General features: G+C 69.5%; 13 protein-coding genes. 9 read left to right on the forward strand and 4 right to left on the reverse strand.

Annotation, left to right across the window (positions count from 1 at the left end; translation table 11 throughout):
* Positions 1 to 15: 15 nt before the first annotated feature.
* The 4 genes from AC4D12_RS04640 (at position 16) to secA (ending at position 6,214) form a co-directional block, all read left to right on the forward strand.
* Entirely contained in the window at positions 16 to 1,179 is a 1,164-nt protein-coding gene (locus tag AC4D12_RS04640; protein WP_490948719.1) for a ComF family protein, read from the forward strand.
* Between the two features lie 119 nt (positions 1,180 to 1,298).
* On the forward strand, positions 1,299 to 2,033 hold the full coding sequence (hpf, locus tag AC4D12_RS04645) for a ribosome hibernation-promoting factor, HPF/YfiA family (protein WP_490948720.1): 735 nt from the start codon (positions 1,299 to 1,301) through the stop codon (positions 2,031 to 2,033).
* 152 nt (positions 2,034 to 2,185) lie between these two features.
* The gene (locus AC4D12_RS04650; RefSeq protein WP_490948721.1) at positions 2,186 to 3,391 is read left to right on the forward strand and encodes a winged helix-turn-helix domain-containing protein; all 1,206 of its coding nucleotides are present in this window, start codon (positions 2,186 to 2,188) and stop codon (positions 3,389 to 3,391) included.
* 114 nt (positions 3,392 to 3,505) lie between these two features.
* A complete protein-coding gene (gene secA / locus AC4D12_RS04655) occupies positions 3,506 to 6,214 on the forward strand; it encodes a preprotein translocase subunit SecA (RefSeq protein ID WP_490948722.1) in 2,709 nt (902 codons plus the stop codon).
* Here secA and AC4D12_RS04660 read toward each other — a convergent pair whose 3' ends face one another.
* Together AC4D12_RS04660 and AC4D12_RS04665 are read right to left on the reverse strand one after the other, a co-directional pair.
* On the reverse strand, positions 6,215 to 6,607 hold the full coding sequence (locus AC4D12_RS04660; protein WP_490948723.1) for an Rv3235 family protein: 393 nt from the start codon (positions 6,605 to 6,607) through the stop codon (positions 6,215 to 6,217).
* A gap of 561 nt (positions 6,608 to 7,168) precedes the next feature.
* Complete coding sequence (locus AC4D12_RS04665) at positions 7,169 to 8,020, reverse strand: LysM peptidoglycan-binding domain-containing protein (protein WP_490948724.1); 852 nt, start codon at positions 8,018 to 8,020, stop codon at positions 7,169 to 7,171.
* Between the two features lie 121 nt (positions 8,021 to 8,141).
* Between AC4D12_RS04665 and AC4D12_RS04670 the strand changes: the two genes are divergently transcribed.
* On the forward strand, positions 8,142 to 8,702 hold the full coding sequence (locus AC4D12_RS04670) for a hypothetical protein (RefSeq protein WP_490948725.1): 561 nt from the start codon (positions 8,142 to 8,144) through the stop codon (positions 8,700 to 8,702).
* A 175-nt stretch (positions 8,703 to 8,877) separates the two neighbouring features.
* Here AC4D12_RS04670 and AC4D12_RS04675 read toward each other — a convergent pair whose 3' ends face one another.
* A complete protein-coding gene (locus tag AC4D12_RS04675) occupies positions 8,878 to 9,105 on the reverse strand; it encodes a helix-turn-helix domain-containing protein (protein WP_490948726.1) in 228 nt (75 codons plus the stop codon).
* 189 nt (positions 9,106 to 9,294) lie between these two features.
* Between AC4D12_RS04675 and AC4D12_RS04680 the strand changes: the two genes are divergently transcribed.
* The 4 genes from AC4D12_RS04680 (at position 9,295) to AC4D12_RS04695 (ending at position 17,765) form a co-directional block, all read left to right on the forward strand.
* The gene (locus tag AC4D12_RS04680) at positions 9,295 to 9,948 is read left to right on the forward strand and encodes a CpaB family protein (protein WP_490948727.1); all 654 of its coding nucleotides are present in this window, start codon (positions 9,295 to 9,297) and stop codon (positions 9,946 to 9,948) included.
* Positions 9,945 to 11,273 (forward strand): CpaE/TadZ family protein, encoded by a 1,329-nt coding sequence (locus tag AC4D12_RS04685; protein WP_490948728.1) that lies wholly within the window; start codon positions 9,945 to 9,947, stop codon positions 11,271 to 11,273. Before AC4D12_RS04680 ends, AC4D12_RS04685 begins: the two co-directional genes overlap by 4 nt.
* Positions 11,274 to 11,320: 47 nt before the next feature.
* Positions 11,321 to 16,156 carry an NAD-glutamate dehydrogenase gene (locus AC4D12_RS04690; RefSeq protein ID WP_490948729.1) on the forward strand — a complete coding sequence of 1,612 codons (4,836 nt, stop codon included), beginning with the start codon at positions 11,321 to 11,323 and terminating at the stop codon, positions 16,154 to 16,156.
* A 130-nt stretch (positions 16,157 to 16,286) separates the two neighbouring features.
* Positions 16,287 to 17,765, forward strand: a complete 1,479-nt coding sequence (locus AC4D12_RS04695) for a sensor histidine kinase (protein ID WP_490948730.1) — start codon at positions 16,287 to 16,289, stop codon at positions 17,763 to 17,765.
* Between the two features lie 151 nt (positions 17,766 to 17,916).
* Here the strand turns inward: AC4D12_RS04695 and AC4D12_RS04700 are convergent, their stop codons facing one another.
* Positions 17,917 to 18,165: a WhiB family transcriptional regulator gene (locus tag AC4D12_RS04700; RefSeq protein ID WP_055769355.1), complete on the reverse strand. Its 249-nt coding sequence runs from the start codon at positions 18,163 to 18,165 to the stop codon at positions 17,917 to 17,919.
* Positions 18,166 to 18,331: the final 166 nt, after the last annotated feature.

Consider the following 18,331-nt stretch of genomic DNA (forward strand, 5'->3'; position numbering starts at 1 on the left):
TGATGCGATGGTGGCATGCACTCCTCCTCCGTCGTCCCCGGCCTCCGGTCCCGCGTCGACACCGCGCTCGACCGCCTGGCCCTCGGCCGGACCGGGTTGACCATCGGGGCGGCTGCCACGGCCTTCGCCGCCCTCCTGTTCCCGTCGGCGTGCGTGGTGTGCGGCCGGTGGGACACCTCGCTCTGTCGCGGATGCTCCCGCAGCTTCCGCTCCGCCACGGCCCGCCCCTTCCGGGCCGAGGGCGCGGCGGAGGCCCTGCCGGACGTCGTCGTACCTCCGACATTCCTCTCCCGATCGGCGCAGCGCACCGGTGCGGCGGTCGGCGACGACCTTCCGGCGACACCGGACGGCTACGGGCCCCTTCCGGTCCTCGCCGCCGGTCGGTACGGCCGTGCGGTGTCCGCCGTGCTGCTGGCCTACAAGAACCACGGACACCTCGATCTCGCAGGACCCGTCGCGGCGGCACTCGCCGGAGCGCTGCACGAGGGGGTATCCGGTGGGCTCGGCGGGGGGCTCGGCGGTGGGCTCGGTCGTGGGATCGACAGTGGGCGCGTCCTCCTCGTCCCGGTGCCCACCCGCGGCGCCGCCCGTCGACGCCGCGGATACGACCCCCTGATGGTCCTGCTGGTCCACCTCGACCGTCGCGGGCAGCTGCCCGCCGGTGCAGCACTCGCCCCGTGGCTCGCGCACGTGCCGCTGCCGGAGCGGATCATCACGGCGCTGCGCGACGACCCGGCGATGTCCGCTGCCCGGCTCCTCCGGCACGCCCTCACGTCGCGGATGAGCGGGGGCCAGAAAGGAGCCGGCCGACGACGACGGCGCTCGAACGTCATGCGGTCCATGACCGTTCGCGACGGGAGGAAACACGATCTCGCCGGACATCGGTGCCTCGTCATCGACGACGTCCTGACCACCGGCGCCACGATCGGCGAGGCGCACCGGGCGCTCGTCGCCGCCAACGCGACCGTCGTGGGCGCCGTCGTCGTGGCCGCCACCCGCTCCCCGGCCGGGTCGCCGGCGGGACCTCCGGCGGGACCTCCGGCGGGACCTCCGGAGGGCTCGACGGCGTCCTCGTCGGGAGCGGGCACGCCACCGGCCACCGGGCGACCCGTTCACGGGGAACGCCCGACGGACATCCAGCGAACTGCCGGAAGTAAGAGTGCGTCAAGGGATGAATAACGGGGAGGGGTGAACTACCGTGAAGTACGGGTACCACCCAAAGAAGACAGGTATCCGTCGGCGGTGGCTCTGCACCCATCCCGGCCGCCGCCGTGTCATCTAGTGATGTGGAGGGCTCCATGGAATTCGTGATCAATGGTCGCAACCTGGCGGTATCTGACCGCTTCCGCGAGTACGCGACGGAGAAGATCGACAAGATCGAGCAGCTCGGCGACAAGGTACAGCGCGTCGATGCCAAGATCACCAAGGAAGCCAGCGCCCGGATGGCGGACACCTCACTCACCGTCGAACTGACGGTGCTCTGCAAAGGGCCGGTCGTCCGCGCCGAGGCCACGGCGGCCGACAAGTTCGCCGCCTTCGACCTCGCCTACGGCAAGCTGCTCGAGCGATTGCGCAGGGCGCGCGACCGCCGCAAGGTCCACCACGGTCGGCACACACCGATCGCCGTCCGGATCGCCACGGCGGATCTCGAGCCGGCCGATCCCGCACAGCCCATCTATCTCGAGACCCCGGTGATCGAGCCGACGGCGTCCGAGCCCGCTCCTCCGACGGAGGACGTCGACGCCTACTCGAGTCCGGACGACATCCCGGCGGGTGACTCGCCGGTGCTGATCCGCCGCAAGGTGTTCTCCGGCGTCCCGATGACGCTCGACGACGCCGTCGACAACATGGAGCTGGTCGGCCACGACTTCTACCTCTTCATCGACTCCACCACCGGGACACCCTCCGTGGTGTACCGGCGCCAGGGCTGGACCTACGGCGTGATCACGCTCGACGCGAAGTGCGCGGAAGGTACCGAGGAGCCGCACGAGGAGCTCCTCGCCTACCGCGCCAAGGAAGCCGCTTCGGCCTAGCCGCCGCCCCAGCCGGCGCCTTCGCGCCGGCACAACCGTCCAGCGAGCCGCCCCCGCCACCAGGCGGGGGCAGTTCCATGACGACCGCGCTCGGCGGACCGACCGGTGCCGGACGCCACCGCAGCAGCACGGCACGAGTCTTGAGGAGCTGCATGACAGGACTGTCGATCGCGCAGGCACGACGGATCGGGCTCGCAGCCCAGGGGCTCCATCGGCCCCGTCTGGAGGCGCCGTCGTCGCGCCGCGCCCTGACGTCGACCGTGCGGCGACTGCAGGTGCTGCAGATCGACTCCGTCAATGTCCTCGTGCGGTCCCACTACCTGCCCCTGTTCTCGCGGCTGGGCGACTACGATCGCGCCGACCTCGACCGCATGTCCTCCAGGGCGCCGCGCACCCTCATCGAGTACTGGGCCCACGAGGCGAGCCTCGTCCGGCCCGACCTGCTGCCGCATCTCAGGTCCTGGCAGCGTCGCACCTGGATGGGGGCGGGCGCCATGCCGACCGAGGCCCGGACGACCCTCGAGGAGAACGTCCTGCAGGTGCTTTCCCGCCACCGCCCCCTGACGGCCACCGCGGTCCAGCGTGCTCTCGGTGTCGAGGGGGACAGGCCCGCGGAGGGCTGGGGGTGGCGGTGGACGGCCTCCAAGCGCGTCCTCGAGGATCTCTTCGCGCGCGGCGTCATCGGGTCGGCTGGGCGGACCGCGCAGTTCGAGCGCCTGTACTCGCCACTCGAGCGCGTCCTGCCAGAGCCCGAGGCTGAGCCCGTGGACCGGATGGAGTCGCTGGGTGTGCTCGCCGGGCGGTCGCTGGCCGCGCTCGGCGTCGCTCCCGCCCGCTCGGTCTCCGACTACTTCAGGACGCCCGTCCGGGAGACAAGACTCGCGCTCGACCTGCTCGTCGCGCGTGGTGAGGTGCAAACCGTCACCGTCGGGGGCGCACCGGAGCCGTGGTACCTCGACCCGGCGGCGGTGCTTCCGCGACACGCGCGGGGCCGCGCGCTGTTGAGCCCCTTCGACTCGATGGTCTTCGATCGCGATCGGCTGCAGACGCTCTTCGGGGTGCACTACCGCATCGAGATCTACACCCCGGCCGCCCGTCGCGTGCACGGCTACTACGTGCTGCCGTTCCTGCTCCGCGACGGCATCGCCGCGCGCGTGGACCTGAAGGCCGACCGCGCGGCCGGGCTCCTGCTGGTGAGGGCGGCGCACGCCGAGCCCGGCGCTCCCGCGGACACCGCCGTCGAACTGGCCGCCGAGCTGAGGTTGCTCGCGCGGTGGCTCGGGCTCGACGACGTCGTGGTCGAGGACCGCGGGAACCTCGCGCCTGGGCTCGACGTGGAGGTCGGCAGGCTAGTCTGACCCCGGCCGGCCTCCGCCGCCGCGCTCGGCACGGGAACGCACGCCGAGCCCCACACGTCCTCACATAGACTGGGGACGCCATCTTCGGCAGCATCGACTTGGGAGCGAATATCAGTGCCATCACTTCTTGAACGTGTTCTCCGCACCGGGGACAAGAAGACCCTCAAGCGACTCCGGAACTACGCCGACGCGATCAACGTCCTCGAGGACGAGTTCCGGGAGATGTCCGACGCGGAGCTGCGCGGTGAGACCGACCGGCTGAAGAAGCGCCACGCCGACGGCGCCACGCTCGACGAACTGCTCCCCGAGGCCTTCGCCGCCGTCCGGGAGGCCTCCAGCCGCACCCTTGGTCTGCGGCACTTCGACGTCCAGCTCATGGGCGGTGCAGCCCTCCACCTCGGCAACATCGCCGAGATGAAGACCGGCGAGGGCAAGACGCTCGTCGCCACCGCGCCCGCCTACCTCAACGCCCTCAGCGGTAAGGGCGTGCACGTGGTCACGGTCAACGACTACCTCGCCGAGTACCAGTCGGACCTCATGGGGCGCGTGTACCGCTTCCTCGGCCTGACGAGCGGCTGCATCCTCTCCAAGCAGGATCCTGCGACGCGCCGTGAGCAGTACGCGGCCGACATCACCTACGGCACGAACAACGAGTTCGGCTTCGACTACCTGCGCGACAACATGGCCTGGAGCGCAGCCGAGCTCGTGCAGCGCGGCCACAACTTCGCCGTCGTCGACGAGGTGGACTCCATCCTCATCGACGAGGCGAGGACGCCGCTCATCATCAGCGGCCAGGCCTCGGGCGACGTGAACCGCTGGTACAACGAGTTCGCCAAGGTGGTGCAAAAACTCTCCGTCGAGACCGACTACGAGGTCGACGAGAAGAAGCGCACGGTCGGCGTGCTCGAGGACGGGATCGAGAAGGTCGAGGACTACCTCGGCATCCACAACCTGTACGAGTCGGCCAACACGCCGCTCATCGGCTTCCTGAACAACGCCATCAAGGCCAAGGAGCTCTTCAAGCGCGACAAGGACTACGTGGTCCTCAACGGCGAGGTGATGATCGTCGACGAGCACACCGGCCGCATCCTCGCCGGACGTCGCTACAACGAGGGCATGCACCAGGCCATCGAGGCCAAGGAGGGCGTGGAAATCAAGGCGGAGAACCAGACGCTCGCCACGGTCACCCTGCAGAACTACTTCCGCCTGTACGAGAAGCTCTCCGGCATGACCGGTACCGCCGAGACCGAGGCCGCCGAGTTCATGTCCACCTACAAGCTCGGCGTGGTGCCCATCCCGACGAACAGGGAGATGGCACGCAAGGACCTCTCGGACCTCATCTACAAGAACGAGGTCGCGAAGTTCGACGCCGTCGTCAAGGACATCGTGGAGCGTCACGAGACCGGGCAGCCCGTCCTCGTCGGTACCACGAGCGTGGAGAAGAGCGAGTACCTCTCCAAGCAGCTGGCGAAGGCCGGAGTGCGCCACGAGGTCCTCAACGCGAAGAACCACGCGCGTGAGGCCGCGATCATCGCGCAGGCAGGCCGGAAGGGCGCGGTCACCGTCGCGACCAACATGGCCGGCCGAGGGACGGACATCATGCTCGGCGGCAACGCCGAGTTCAACGCCGTCGCCGCCCTCGAGAAGACCGGGCTCGATCCCGCGGAGAACGCGGAGGAGTACGAGGCCAAGTGGCCCGAGGCCCTCGAGGCCGCCAAGGAAGCGGTGAAGGCCGAGCAGGAGGAGGTCCGCGAGTTGGGCGGGCTCTACGTCCTCGGGACGGAGCGCCACGAGTCGAGGCGTATCGACAACCAGCTGCGCGGCCGCTCGGGGCGTCAGGGCGACCCCGGCCGCTCACGCTTCTACCTCTCGCTGACCGACGACCTCATGCGTCTGTTCAACTCGGGCGGTGCGGAACGCATCATGAACAGCGCGACCATGCCCGACGACGTCGCACTCGAGTCGAAGATCGTGTCCAAGGCGATCGAGAACGCACAGGGTCAGGTGGAGGGGCGCAACGCCGAGCAGCGGAAGAACGTCCTGAAGTACGACGACGTCCTCAACCGCCAGCGCGAGGCCATCTACGGTGACCGGCGCCGCATCCTCGAGGGTGGCGATCTCAAGGAGAAGGTCCAGTTCTTCCTCGAGGACGTGATCACGGCGATGGTCGACGAGGCCACGGCCCAGGGTCACGGGGACGATTGGGACTACGACCTGCTCTGGACCAACCTGAAGACGCTCTACCCCATCACGCTGACCTCCGACGAAGTCATCGAGGAAGCGGGAGGCACGTCGAAGATCACCCGTGACTTCCTGCACAGCGAGATCCTCTCCGACGCGAAACTGGCGTACCAGGCCCGTGAGGAGGCCCTGGGGGAGCAGTCGATGCGCGAGCTCGAGCGTCGTGTGGTGCTGTCCGTGATCGGACGCAAGTGGCAGGAGCACCTGTACGAGATGGATTACCTCAAGGAGGGCATCGGGCTGCGCGCCATGGCGCAGAGGGATCCGCTCGTCGAGTACCAGCGCGAGGGCTTCATCCTCTTCCAGGCCATGATGGAAGCCATTCGCGAGGAGAGCATCGGGTACCTGTTCAACCTCGAGGTCGAGGTCTCCGCTCCCGCGCGGACCGGGCTGCCCGGCGTCACCGACGGACGCAGCGTGGTGCAGACGCCGACCATCAAGGCCGCCGGGCTGGAGGCTCCGGCGAAGCCCGCGACGCTGAACTTCTCGGCGCCCAACGCCCAGGGTGAGGCGGAGATGCACGTCGAGCGGAACAAGACGCAGGCTGCCCCGCCGTCGGCCAAGAAGGGCCGCAAGAAGTAGTCACCCGATCTCGAGGGCGGTCACCCGCCACTGTCCGCGTCGTTGCTCGATCCTCAGAGCGACGGCGCGGACGCGTTTCTGGTCGTAGGCCACGACGGACGCCTCGTACACCCCGGTGTCGACGGGACACACCCGGGCGGACCGCACCACAACGTGGCGGCGCGCGCTGGGGGAGTGGGACGGCTGGGTCGCCGACGATGCCCCGGGTGCGGAGGAGATGCAGCGGACGAGGTTGGCACGGAGTTGCAGGCGCTCGTAGTTGTCGGGGTCGAGCCAACGCGCCAGCTGCTGGAGCGGACGCGTTCCCGCGAGCACCTCGAGTGCTCCCTGCGCGACGGAGCGCGCGATTCCCGAGATGCGCTCGATCGCGGCGTCCTCGGACCCCGACGTCACACGTCCCAGACCGCCCCGAGCCGGCGGGCCGACCCGACCTCCCGGGTCTCCGACGAGTTCATCAGGCTGGACGGTCGTGTCGTGCGGCTTTGCTGCAGGTTCAAGGTCCCGCACGGGGTGCAGCTGGATGACAAGAGCTGATTCCGTCCGGGGCGGGCGGAGAGCGGCCGGGAGCAGAGGCCTCGGTGCTCCGCTGACGGCGGCGAGGTGATCCGTGGAGGGGCGGCGAAGCTGAGCGACGGAAGTCATGACGGGTCCAATCCGGGTCGGTGGTGCGATGTCGGAGGGTGGGTCGAACGAAGGGTCGGGAAGAGTTCTCAGGGCCATTGACGAGGCCATCGGTCAGGGCGGTCGGCTGAGCGACCGGTCATGCGATGTCGTGAGGCGGTCGATCGAGTGGGCGGCGGATCCGACCTGACCGGCCTCCGGAAGACCGGGTGGGAGCCGTTTCAGGGCGCGCCGGATGACGGGGCGTCGCTCGGGTGATGACCGTGCGCCGCTCGGCGGGTGCCGGCTGGTGCTCGTGCAGGCCTGTTCACGCCGGGGGACGAGCGCGGTCCATCAGGGAGGCGGCGGGGTGAGCACCTGTCCCGGGATGAGGAGCGATGGGTCATCGCCGATGGTTGCGCGATTGGCGTCGAACCAGGCGGGCCACAGCTCGGCGACCTCGGAGGCGGTCGCGAGAGGCCCGAGGTGGGTGGCAACGATGGACCACAGCGAGTCCCCGGGCGCTACCACCACCTCGCCGGCGTTCGATGGAGCGCGCAGCTCCTGACGCAGCAACAGTCCGCCGTCCGCAGGCATCGGCAGGGGCTTCCAGCCGGGACTCACCGTGGCGGGTGACTGCGGCGTCGCGTCCGACGCGGTGGATGCCGAGTTCTCGTCGAGCCCTGCGCTCGGGGTGTCCGCGGTGTCGATGTCCGGGGTGTCCGTCGGGGCGGTGTCGTCGGACGATACGGCACCCCGCTCATCCTCCGGGCCCGGTGCCGTCTCGGTCCCAACCGTCCAGTAGGGGGTGGCAGACGCCTTGGCGACGCTGTGCTGGGACGTGGAACTCCCGCCGTCCGGAGCTGCCTGAGCGAGAGTCGGGACGGCCAGGAGGTTCACCCCGAGGAGAGCCGCCGCCAGACGCCTCATCACCGCCGGAGTGCGCCGTGCCGCGAACTGGGCAGCAGCCGACCGGCCGCTGCGTTGCAGGACGGCGGCGACGACGGCGAGCCCGAGAGCGAGCAGCCACAGGATGCTCAGGGCCGCGCCGACGAGGGAAAAACCCGCGCCGAGGAACTGTTCGATTCCCCAGGCGCCGGAGCGCTGAGGCGCGAGCAGGGCCTGCCCGGCCAGCGTCAGTGCACCGGCACACGCCAGGACCATCAGTACCTGCAGTCCGTCCTGCATCACGCTGCGCCGCATCATCGTTCCTCTCGTGGGTATGGAAACAGTTTGATGCAGTTTGATGCAGTTTGTCTACCCTGAACTGTTTAGATGGCAAGAGCTGCAGCTTGACGCTGGTCTCGGGCACCCCTACATTGAGGCGATGCGTTGGGATGCCCTGTTCGACGACCTCGAAGCACAACTCCATTCGGCGTCGGTCACGCTGCAGGAGAGCGAGATCAGGGACAGGACCCGATCGGAGCAGTCGAGGCTCACCCTGCTGCAGCGCCTGCAGGGACAACGCGGGGCGCGGATCGGTCTGACCACCACCGGCGGCAGGCAGTTATCCGGTGTCCTGACGACCGTCGGCTCGCAGTGGATCGCGCTCGAGGTGGAGGGCCGCTTCTCCGTCGTCCCGCTGGAGTCCCTCCACCTTCTGCGCGGCCTGGGACGCGGTGTCGGCCAGCCACTGTCGGGGGTGCAGGCGAAGCTCGGTCTGGGCTCCGCTCTTCGGGGTTTGTCCCGGGACCGCGCGCACGTCGTCGTCTGGCTCTCGGCGCCGGCGTTTCGGCTGGCCGGCGTGATCGACCGGGTGGGCGCCGACTTCCTCGAACTGGGTGTGACACCCGCGGGGGAGGAGCGGCGTGCTACGACGACCCGGGAAGTCGTGACGGTACCGTTCTCGTCCGTCGACTCGATCGACGCCGCACTCATGAGCGGGTAGGACCACCGGTAGGACCACCGCGTCGTCGGGGACCCGCGGGGTGATGATCCCGCCGTCGTGTCCTGACCGCCGCTCGCGACGGTGCGCAGATGGGGTCGCGCCCACGGTGCCGGAGTACCGCGGGCGGTGCTGACGGGCTCTGCCGAGGAGCCGGACACGCCGGCGGAACGCCAGCCTAGGCGAGCGGGCTGATCCCGGTGTCGCTCTTCAGGGCGGAGGCCGTCTTCTCATAGGCCTTCGCGATGTATTCCTCGAGGACGCGGGTCTCGACGCGCCACTGCCCCCGGCCGCCGACCTGGATGGCGGGGAGTTCGCCCGAGCGCACCAGTGCATACGTCTGTGAGGAACTGATGTTCAGCACCTCGCCGACGTCTGCGAGAGTGAGGAACCGCCGCTCGGCCATGGGACCGCCTCTCCTGATGGATGGGATGTGGAACCAGTCTGCCATCGTCGCCGCTGGATGACGTCGATTTCCACAGTTGGACGTCTTCTGTGGACGATCGGTTCCTTTGAGGTGTTTCGTGCACCACAATTACCGACGGAGGTCGCCCGCACGGGCGGCGGCCGGTCGTCGACATCTGGGGGACAGGACATGAGCATCGATACACGCACGTCGCAGACGGCCGAGGCACCGCGGTTGAAGAAACCGTCGTGGCGGGATCCACGGCTGCTGATCGGCATCCTCCTGGTCCTCGCCTCCACCGCCGGCGTGATCGCGCTCCTCAACAGCCAGAACACGACGGTCCAGGTCTACGGCGCGCGGGACGACATCGCCGTCGGTACCCTGATCACCGCTGACGATCTCGTCGCCGTCCCGGTGCGGCTCGGCGACGCCGCGGGGTCCTACCTCGCCGTGTCCGACGGCGTGCCGGAGCAGGGCGTCGCGTTGCGGCTGATCACGCAGGGCGAACTCGTACCCGCGTCGGCGATCGGCGCCGCTGACGATCTCGACCGAAAGCCTGTGGGGCTCACGGTCGAGGACCCCCTCCCCACCGGAACCGTGGCGGGCGATCGCGTCGACGTATGGGTCTCCCTGCGCACGGACACCAACACCTACGAGGAACCGCAGCTCCTCCTCGAAGCCGCGGAGATCTCGGAGGTGACGGTCGACGAGTCGGCGCTCGGAGCCACCGCGTCGACGCTGGTCCAGGTGCTGGTCGACGACGACACGATGCCCGACCTGCTCGATGCCCTGTCCAACGACGCGCGGATCGCCGTCGTCCTGAATCCCGGTGCCGGTTCGTGAGCATTCCCGTCATCACCCTGGGGCCCGTCGCGAGCGCGTACGTCCCGGGACTCGAACAGCTGCGCGGGCCCGTGACCGTGGTGCGGCGCTGCGAGGAACTCACCGAGCTCGTCGCGGCGTGTCAGACCGGACTGGCGCGCGCGGCCATCCTGACCCCGGGAACGGTGGACCTGACGGCGTCGCTGGTCGAGCGCCTGCGTTTCGCAGGGGTCGCCGTCATCGCGCTCTCGGACGGGACGCCGGGCACGGGCGAGGTGGTGCTCGACGGCATCGAGTACGTCGACGCCGACGCGGAACCCGCCGTCCTCGCCGCTGCGGTGACGCGGGCGGTCGAGCGGCTCGAGACCGATGACCGCCAGGGGCGCGGCTCGCTCGCCTACGCGGACCCGCTGGATCTGCTGACGACGATCGAACCGCCGCCCGTCGACGTTCCCGACGGTCCGGGCGCGGGGCGGATCATCGCCGTCTGGGGCCCGCCCGGTGCGCCCGGACGGACGACGGTCGCGATCAACCTGGCGGCCGAACTGGCGGCGTCCGGCTCATCGGTGCTGCTCGTCGACGCGGACACCTACGGTGCGAGTATCGGGGCGTCCCTCGGGCTGCTCGACGAATCGGCCGGGCTGGCTCAGGCCTGCCGCATCGCGGACCAGGGCGGCTTCACCTCCTCGGCTCTCGGCCGGGTCGCCGTGCGTGTCGCGATCAAGGGCGGGCAGCTGGGTGTGCTGACGGGGATCACCAGGCCGGACCGCTGGCCGGAACTCAGGCCGGCGGCGCTCGGGCAGGTGCTCGACGCGGCCAGGGCGTTGGCGGACGTCACCGTCGTCGACTGCGGGTTCTGTTTGGAGGCCGACGAGGAGCTCAGCTTCGACACGCTCGCACCGAGGCGGAACGGGGCCGCCCTGCGGTGCCTCGAGCTGGCGGACACCGTGATGGCGGTGGGTGCAGCCGACGCCATCGGGGTGCCGCGCATGGTGAAGGCACTCACCGAGCTGGCGGATGCCGTGCCGACCGCGACCCCGCAGGTCGTGTTCAACAAGGTCCGGACCTCCGCCGTCGGGCGTGCCCCCGAGACCCAGCTGCGCGAGGCGTGGGAGCGATTCGGCCCGGCTGCGGCCATCTCGGCGTTCCTCCCGGCCGACTACGCCGCTGCGGACCAGGCCCTGCTCGCAGGCACCGCCCTGCTCGAGACCGCCGCCACGTCACCGCTCCGCCTCGCCATCGCAGAGCTCGCGGAGGTGCCCGTGCAGGACCGGCGGCGACGTGGTCTGCGGGGCCGTCCGGGCAACGTGAAGTTTGCCCGGAACACCGATAGGCTTCCCGGGTAAGAGGCCGCAACGGAGCGGCCTTTCATTTCGTTACGGAGGCTTCCCCCATGTCGTCTGGATCCAGGTCGACGGATCAATCAGAGTCGGACACCGCGCGGGAGGACTTCGTAGGGCACTACTTCGAGCACCTCGCCGACGAGGATGCCGCGGGCTACCTCGACGCCGACCTCCGGGAACGAGCGCTCGCACATCGCGACCTGGCGGAGCGGCGCGAACCGGGCACCGCCGTCGTCGACGTCCTCGATCAGGGCGCCTCGAGCATCGTCATGATCGTCACCGACGACATGCCCTTCCTGGTGGACTCCGTCACGGCCGAGCTGGTGCGGCAGAGCGCAGCCATCCAGCTGGTGGTCCATCCCACCTTCCTCGCCTCGCGCACGGCGGACACCCACGCGCTCCTCGAGCTGAAGCGCGTGCCGTCGACGGCGGGAGCGTCGAGCGGTGACACCGCGGCTCTGCCGAGTCTCCGCGGGCTCGCGGGCGGGCCGGACAGCAGTACCCACATCGAGTCCTGGATCTCGGTGGAGGTCTCACGCCTCGCCGATCAGGACGAGCGGACGTCCGTGGTCGACGGCCTCCTGCGCATCCTGCAGGACGTGCGGGCCGCCGTCGAGGACTGGCCCGCGATGCGCGACACCGTGCGATCCATCAGCGCGTCGCTCGGCAGCATCGCCGGCTCCGGCGACATCCCCGATCTCCGGCAGGCGCAGGAGCTCCTGCAGTGGCTCGACGAGGGCAACTTCACGTTCCTCGGCTACAAGGAGTACGACCTCGTGACCGACGAGTCCGGCGCCGAGGCGCTCTCCGCGCGGGAGGGGAGCGGACTGGGGCTGCTGCGCCAGGCCAGCGGACACGGACTCCAGCAGCTGACGGCGGCGGGGAAGGCGAAGGCACGCGAGCGCCGGGCGCTCGTCATCACGAAGGCGAACTCGCGCTCCACCGTGCACCGGGCCGCCTACCTGGACTACATCGGCGTGAAGAGCTTCGACGCCCAGGGCAACGTCGCCGGCGAGCGCCGTTTCATCGGCCTCTTCGCCACGAGTGCGTATACGGGTTCCGTCCGGAACGTCCCCCTCGTCCGCGACAAGGTGACCGACGTCCTGCGCCTCTGCGGCTTCCCGTCCGACTCCCACTCCGGTAAGGACCTCCTGTCCATCCTCGAGACCTATCCGCGGGACGAGCTGTTCCAGATCGAGGTCCCCGATCTCGTGGCGACCGCGCTCGGCATCCTCCGGCTGCAGGAACGACGCCGCACGCGCCTCTTCCTGCGTCCCGACGTCTACGGGCGGTTCATGTCCGCACTGGTGTACCTGCCGCGCGACCGGTACACCACCAGCGTGCGCCTGCGGATCGAGGAGGAGCTCCGGGCCGCGCTCGACGCCGATTCGATCGACTTCGAGGCCCGCATGAGCGAGTCGGCCCTCGCGCGACTGTTCTTCCGCATCAGGTTGCAGCGCGGAGCGGAGGTGCCGGAGCTCGACGCCAGCGAGCTGGAGGAGCGACTCGTCCGCGCCGCGCGCTCGTGGTCCGAGGGCATCGCCGAGGTGGCGCAGGACCGGTTCGAGCACGATGTCGCAGGCCGGCTGGCCCGCGAGTGGGGGGAGTCCTTCCCGCCGAGCTACCGCGTCGACTACGAGGTCGAGGACGCACTCGAGGACATTGCCCGCTTCGAGCAGCTCGCCGCCGCCGGCGGGTCGGTCCCGGGACTGCACGTCTACGTGCCGCGACGGCGGGAGCCCGACGGCGTCGAACACGCCCGCCTGAAGCTCTACCTGACCGAGGCGAAGAGCCTCACGCAGATCCTGCCGTACTTCCACCACCTGGGCCTCGAGGTCCTCGACGAGCGTCCGTTCGAGATCACCCGGTCGGACGGTACCTCGTTCTTCCTGTACGACCTCGGGGTCCGGTACCCGGACGGCGTCTCTCCCGTGGCGACCGCGCATCTGCTCCAGCAGGCCTTCGGGGCGGCCGTGACGGGCGCCGGCGAGTCCGACGCCTTCGACCGCCTCGTCCTGCGGGAGCAGCTCCACTGGCGCCAGGTGGTGGTGCTGCGCACCTACGCCAAGTACATGCGGCAGCTCGGGAACACCAACTCCTACGGCTTCGTGGGTGACACGCTGCTGCTGAACCCCGCGGTCACGCGGGCGCTGGTGGCCCTGTTCACGGCGCGCTTCGATCCCGACCTCGTCGGGGACCGCGAGGAGGCGATGCGCGATGCGCGCGCCGCGCTCGACGAGGGCCTCGACGCCGTGGCCACCCTCGACGCCGACCGCGTGCTGCGGACGTTCGCGAACCTCATCGAGGCGACCCTGAGGACGAACTACTTCCAGGACAAGCGGCACGTGAGCGTCAAGCTGGACACCGCGCGGATCGACGGTGCGCCACTGCCGCGGCCGAAGTACGAGATCTGGGTCTACTCCCCGCAGGTGGAGGGCGTGCATCTCCGTTTCGGCAAGGTGGCCCGCGGCGGCCTGCGCTGGTCCGACAGGCGCGAGGACTTCCGCACCGAGGTGCTGGGTCTCGTCAAGGCCCAGACCGTGAAGAACGCGGTGATCGTGCCGACCGGCGCCAAGGGGTGCTTCTTCGCGAAGCAGCTCCCCGACGCCGCTGTGGATCGCGGTGCCTGGCTCGCGGAGGGGCAGGCGAGCTACCGCACGTTCATCCGCGGCCTCCTCGACATCACGGACAACGTCGTGACCGACGGCGTGCAGGAGGCCGTCGTACCGCCTGCCCGCGTGGTGCGGCACGACGACGACGACACCTACCTCGTGGTCGCGGCGGACAAGGGCACGGCGTCCTTCTCCGACATCGCGAACGAACTCTCCGCCGAGTACGACTTCTGGCTGGGTGACGCCTTCGCCTCGGGCGGGTCGGTGGGCTACGACCACAAGGCGATGGGCATCACGGCGCGCGGCGCCTGGGAGTCCGTCAAACGGCACTTCAGCGAGTTCGACGTCGACACCCAGACCGACGAGTTCACCGTCGTCGGCGTCGGTGACATGAGCGGTGACGTCTTCGGCAACGGCATGCTGCTCTCGGAGCACATCCGGCTCCTCGCGGCGTTCGACCACCGCCACATCTTCCTCGACCCCGCTCCGGACGCCGCGGCGTCCTTCGCGGAACGTCGCCGGCTCTTCGACCTGCCGCGCTCCAGCTGGCAGGACTACGACCCCCGCCTCATCAGCGCGGGCGGCGGCGTCTACCCGCGCCAGGCGAAGTCGGTCCCCGTCTCGCCTGAGGTGCGCGCGGCGCTGGGGCTCGACGGCGACGTCACGACGCTGAGCCCGCCCGAACTCCTCCGCGCGATTCTCCGCGCACCGGCGGACCTGCTCTACAACGGCGGCATCGGTACGTACGTGAAGTCCTCGCAGGAGACGCACGCCGACGTCGGGGACCGCGCGAACGACGCGATCCGCGTCGACGGGAACGAACTGCGGGTGCGGGTCGTCGGCGAGGGCGGCAACCTCGGCATGACGCAGCGCGGCCGGATCGAGGCGGCGTTGTCCGGCGTCGTCCTCAACACCGATGCGATCGACAACAGCGCCGGCGTGGACTGCTCGGACCACGAGGTCAACATCAAGATCTTCGTCGACCGCATGGTCCGCGCCGGTCGGCTCCGGCCCGAGGAACGCACGGAGTTCCTCCAGTCGATGACCGACGAGGTGGCGCACCTCGTGCTCCAGGACAACATCGACCAGAACGTGCTCCTGCTCAACGACCGGCAGCGCGTCACCGAATGGAGTCCGAGCTACGAGCGGATGATGGAATGGCTCGAGAAGAAGGTGGATCTCGACCGCGGCCTGGAGGCGCTCCCGACGACGGCCGAGCTGCGCCGCCGGCTCGACGCCGGTCAGGGCCTGACCTCGCCCGAGCTCTCGGTCCTCGCGGCCTACGCGAAGATCGAACTCACACGTGTGCTGTCCGCCAGTGACCTCGCGGACGACGCCTTCTTCCGCGGCACCCTGAGGCGCTACTTCCCGCGCCAGCTCGTGGAACGCTTCGACGACCTGCTCGACACCCACCCGCTGCGCCGGGAGATCATCTCGACGGTCATCGCCAACGACATCATCAACCTCGGTGGGATCACCTTCGTGTTCCGGGTGCTCGAGGAGACCTCCGTCCCGGAGCCGGTGATCGCACGCGCGTTCGTCGCCCTGCGTGAGATCTACTCCCTGGACGACACCCTCGAGGCCCTCGCCGCGCTTCCCGCGGACTTCCCTACGGGGCGCTGGAGCACGGTGCACCTCGACCTCCGCCGGCTGCTGGACCGCGCGGTGCGCTGGTTCGTGAACCACGTGGAGCAGGGCACGTCCGTGGCCGAGGACATCCAGGCGTTCAAGCCGCTGGTGGAGCCCTTCCGCGCGCGGCTCAGTGAGTACCTCCGCGGCTGCGACCTCGAGCGGGTGCGGAAGGAGATGGCCGTCGCCGACGAGTGGCAGCTGCCCGAGGAGCTCGGCCGGCACTGGGCCGAACAGTTCGAGTCCTTCGCGCTGCTCGACATCGCCCACAGCACGCGCCGGATCGACGAGCCGGTCGAGAGGATCGCCGCGGTGTACTACGCGGTGTACGACCGCTTCGAAGTGGATGCCCTCCTCGAGCGGATCACGAAGCTCCCGCGCAGGGACCGGTGGCAGGCCCTCGCGCGGGCGGCGCTGCGCGACGACCTGTACTCGACCGTCGCCGACATCACGGTCGCCGTCCTCCAGGCCTCCACCGACCTCCGGGAGCACGACGCCGGAGAGAGGCTCCAAGCGTGGCAGGATCAGAACGCGGACCAGTTGCAGCGGGCAGGCAACATGTTCGCCGAGGTGAACCAGCTGGAGAAGGACGACATCTCCTCCCTGTCGGTCGCGCTGAGACTGCTCAGGGCGATCGTGCGGTGATGCGGGCGACGCCGGACCGGGGGCCTGGGTGCCCGACGTAAGGGTTTGCTGCGCCCACCACCCGGTGGTCCGGTGCAGTTAGGTCCACAGCACTCTGCCGGAGCAGAGGGCCACAACGACAGAGGGACACATGGCAATCTTCACCGACCCCATCCGCGAGTACACGGGCTTCGAGCCCGGCGATGCGGAGTGGTTGCACCTGCTGGTGGGGGACTGGCAGATGGTCGCCGACCTCGCCTTCGCCGACCTCGCCCTGTGGTTCCCTCTTGAGGGCGGTGGATACGTCGCACTGGCGCACGCCCGGCCGTCGACGTCGCACACCGTGTTCCACAGCGACTTCGTGGGCGAACGCATCCGCGCCGACCTGCAACCCCTGGTCGACGTCGCCTGGTCCTCCCAGCGGATCGAGCGCTCCGGCGAGACGAACTGGACCACGGAGATGGCCATGCGCGTCGAGGCCGTCCCGATGGTCCGGAACGGGCGGACGCTCGCCGTCGTCACCACCCACATGGACCTCTCGAGCTCCCGCATGCCCTCACGCCTCGAACTGACCTACCGGCAGTGCGCGTACGATCTCCTGCGCATGGGGACGCTGGGCCTATGGCCCGACTTCGCCACTCCCACGGGGTCACGGCGCGGTGCACCTCGCGTGGGGGACGGCCTCATCAGGCTCGACGTCGACGGGATCGTGCAGTACGCCAGCCCCAACGGCGTCTCGGCCTTCCGCCGCCTCGGCGATGTCGAGACGCTCGAGGGCAGGCCGCTGGCCGAGATCACGACCGCGCTCCTCAAGGACCGTCGGATGGTCGACGAGACCCTTCCCCTGGTGGTGACCGGCCGGATGCCCTGGCGGACGGAGATCGGATCGAAAGGCGTGAGTCTGTCCCTGCGGGCCATCCCGTTGCGTGACGAGAAAGAGCGGTTCGGCGCGCTCGTCCTCTGCCGGGACGTCTCGGAACTGCGGCGGCGCGAGATGGAACTCGTGTCGAAGGACGCAACCATTCGCGAGATCCATCACCGGGTGAAGAACAACCTCCAGACCGTCGCGGCGCTCCTGCGGATGCAGTCCCGCCGGATGGTGAGCGACGAGGGCAAGCTCGGCCTCGAGCAGGCGATGCGACGGGTGTCGACCATCGCCCTGGTGCACGAGACGCTCTCGCAAGGTCTGGCGCAGAGCGTGGACTTCGACGAGCTGATCGCACGTCAGTTCCGTCTCTCGGCGGAGGTCGCGTCCCCCTCTCAGGCCGTCCGGACCGAGCGCAGCGGCGACTTCGGTGAGCTGCCGAGCGACCTCGCGACTCCTCTGGCGCTGGTCATCAACGAACTCGTCACGAACGCTGTGGAACACGGGTTGGCAGGCAAGGCCGGGACCGTCTGGCTGATGGCCAATCGCCGGACCGAGGCGGAGGGCGAGGACTTCCTGCGCGTGACCATCGCAGACGACGGCGTGGGACTGCCGGCCGGAGGGCATGCGGAAGGGCTCGGTCTGCAGATCGTACGCACGCTGGTGACGAGCGAGTTGGGCGGGACGATCGAGTGGTCCACGCGCCCGGGCGGCGGCACATCCGTCACGCTCGACCTCGCGCTACGACTGGCCGCCGGCGCCTGAGCGGCCTCCGCGCGCACCGGCGGAAGCAGGCCGGACACGACGAAGGGCCGCCCTGGAGCGGCCCCTCGTCGTGTGGTTCGTCCTCCGCGCCGGTGGTCGGCCAGCGGGAAGGATTAGGCTGCGCTCCCATCGGGACGCGCGACTGCTCAGGTCAGGATGCGCGGCGTGCGCGTGCAGCGCGGCGCTTGAGGGCACGGCGCTCGTCCTCGCTGAGACCGCCCCACACTCCGGCGTCCTGGCCGGACTCGATCGCCCACTGGAGGCAGGTGTCCTGCACCTGGCAGCGTCGGCAGACGCTCTTCGCCTCCTCGATCTGCAGGAGAGCCGGTCCGGTGTTGCCCACGGGGAAGAACAGCTCCGGATCCTTGTCCAGACACGCCGCGCGACTACGCCAATCCATGATGATCACATTCTCCTTCGGCCTCGCTGTCCGTGTGTTTGTGAAAACATTCACGAAGGGGCTCATAGTAAAGGGGCCGAGACCGGCCCCCTGGTATCCACTGCTTTTAAGGCTGTCACGTTACCGGGAGGTAAACAAGGGTTTCCGGGGCGCCAGTTTACGCAGG

This window comes from Arthrobacter sp. TJ-266 (genome assembly GCF_058269115.1).

Excerpts from the sequence above, each read along its gene's own strand:
- AC4D12_RS04640 (WP_490948719.1), top strand. The coding sequence starts at position 16 with ATGCACTCCTCCTCCGTCGTCCCCGGCCTCCGGTCCCGCGTCGACACC.
- hpf (WP_490948720.1), top strand. The coding sequence starts at position 1,299 with ATGGAATTCGTGATCAATGGTCGCAACCTGGCGGTATCTGACCGCTTC.
- AC4D12_RS04650 (WP_490948721.1), top strand. The coding sequence starts at position 2,186 with ATGACAGGACTGTCGATCGCGCAGGCACGACGGATCGGGCTCGCAGCC.
- AC4D12_RS04665 (WP_490948724.1), bottom strand. The coding sequence starts at position 8,020 with ATGATGCGGCGCAGCGTGATGCAGGACGGACTGCAGGTACTGATGGTC.
- AC4D12_RS04670 (WP_490948725.1), top strand. The coding sequence starts at position 8,142 with ATGCGTTGGGATGCCCTGTTCGACGACCTCGAAGCACAACTCCATTCG.
- AC4D12_RS04675 (WP_490948726.1), bottom strand. The coding sequence starts at position 9,105 with ATGGCCGAGCGGCGGTTCCTCACTCTCGCAGACGTCGGCGAGGTGCTG.
- AC4D12_RS04680 (WP_490948727.1), top strand. The coding sequence starts at position 9,295 with ATGAGCATCGATACACGCACGTCGCAGACGGCCGAGGCACCGCGGTTG.
- AC4D12_RS04690 (WP_490948729.1), top strand. The coding sequence starts at position 11,321 with ATGTCGTCTGGATCCAGGTCGACGGATCAATCAGAGTCGGACACCGCG.
- AC4D12_RS04695 (WP_490948730.1), top strand. The coding sequence starts at position 16,287 with ATGGCAATCTTCACCGACCCCATCCGCGAGTACACGGGCTTCGAGCCC.
- AC4D12_RS04700 (WP_055769355.1), bottom strand. The coding sequence starts at position 18,165 with ATGGATTGGCGTAGTCGCGCGGCGTGTCTGGACAAGGATCCGGAGCTG.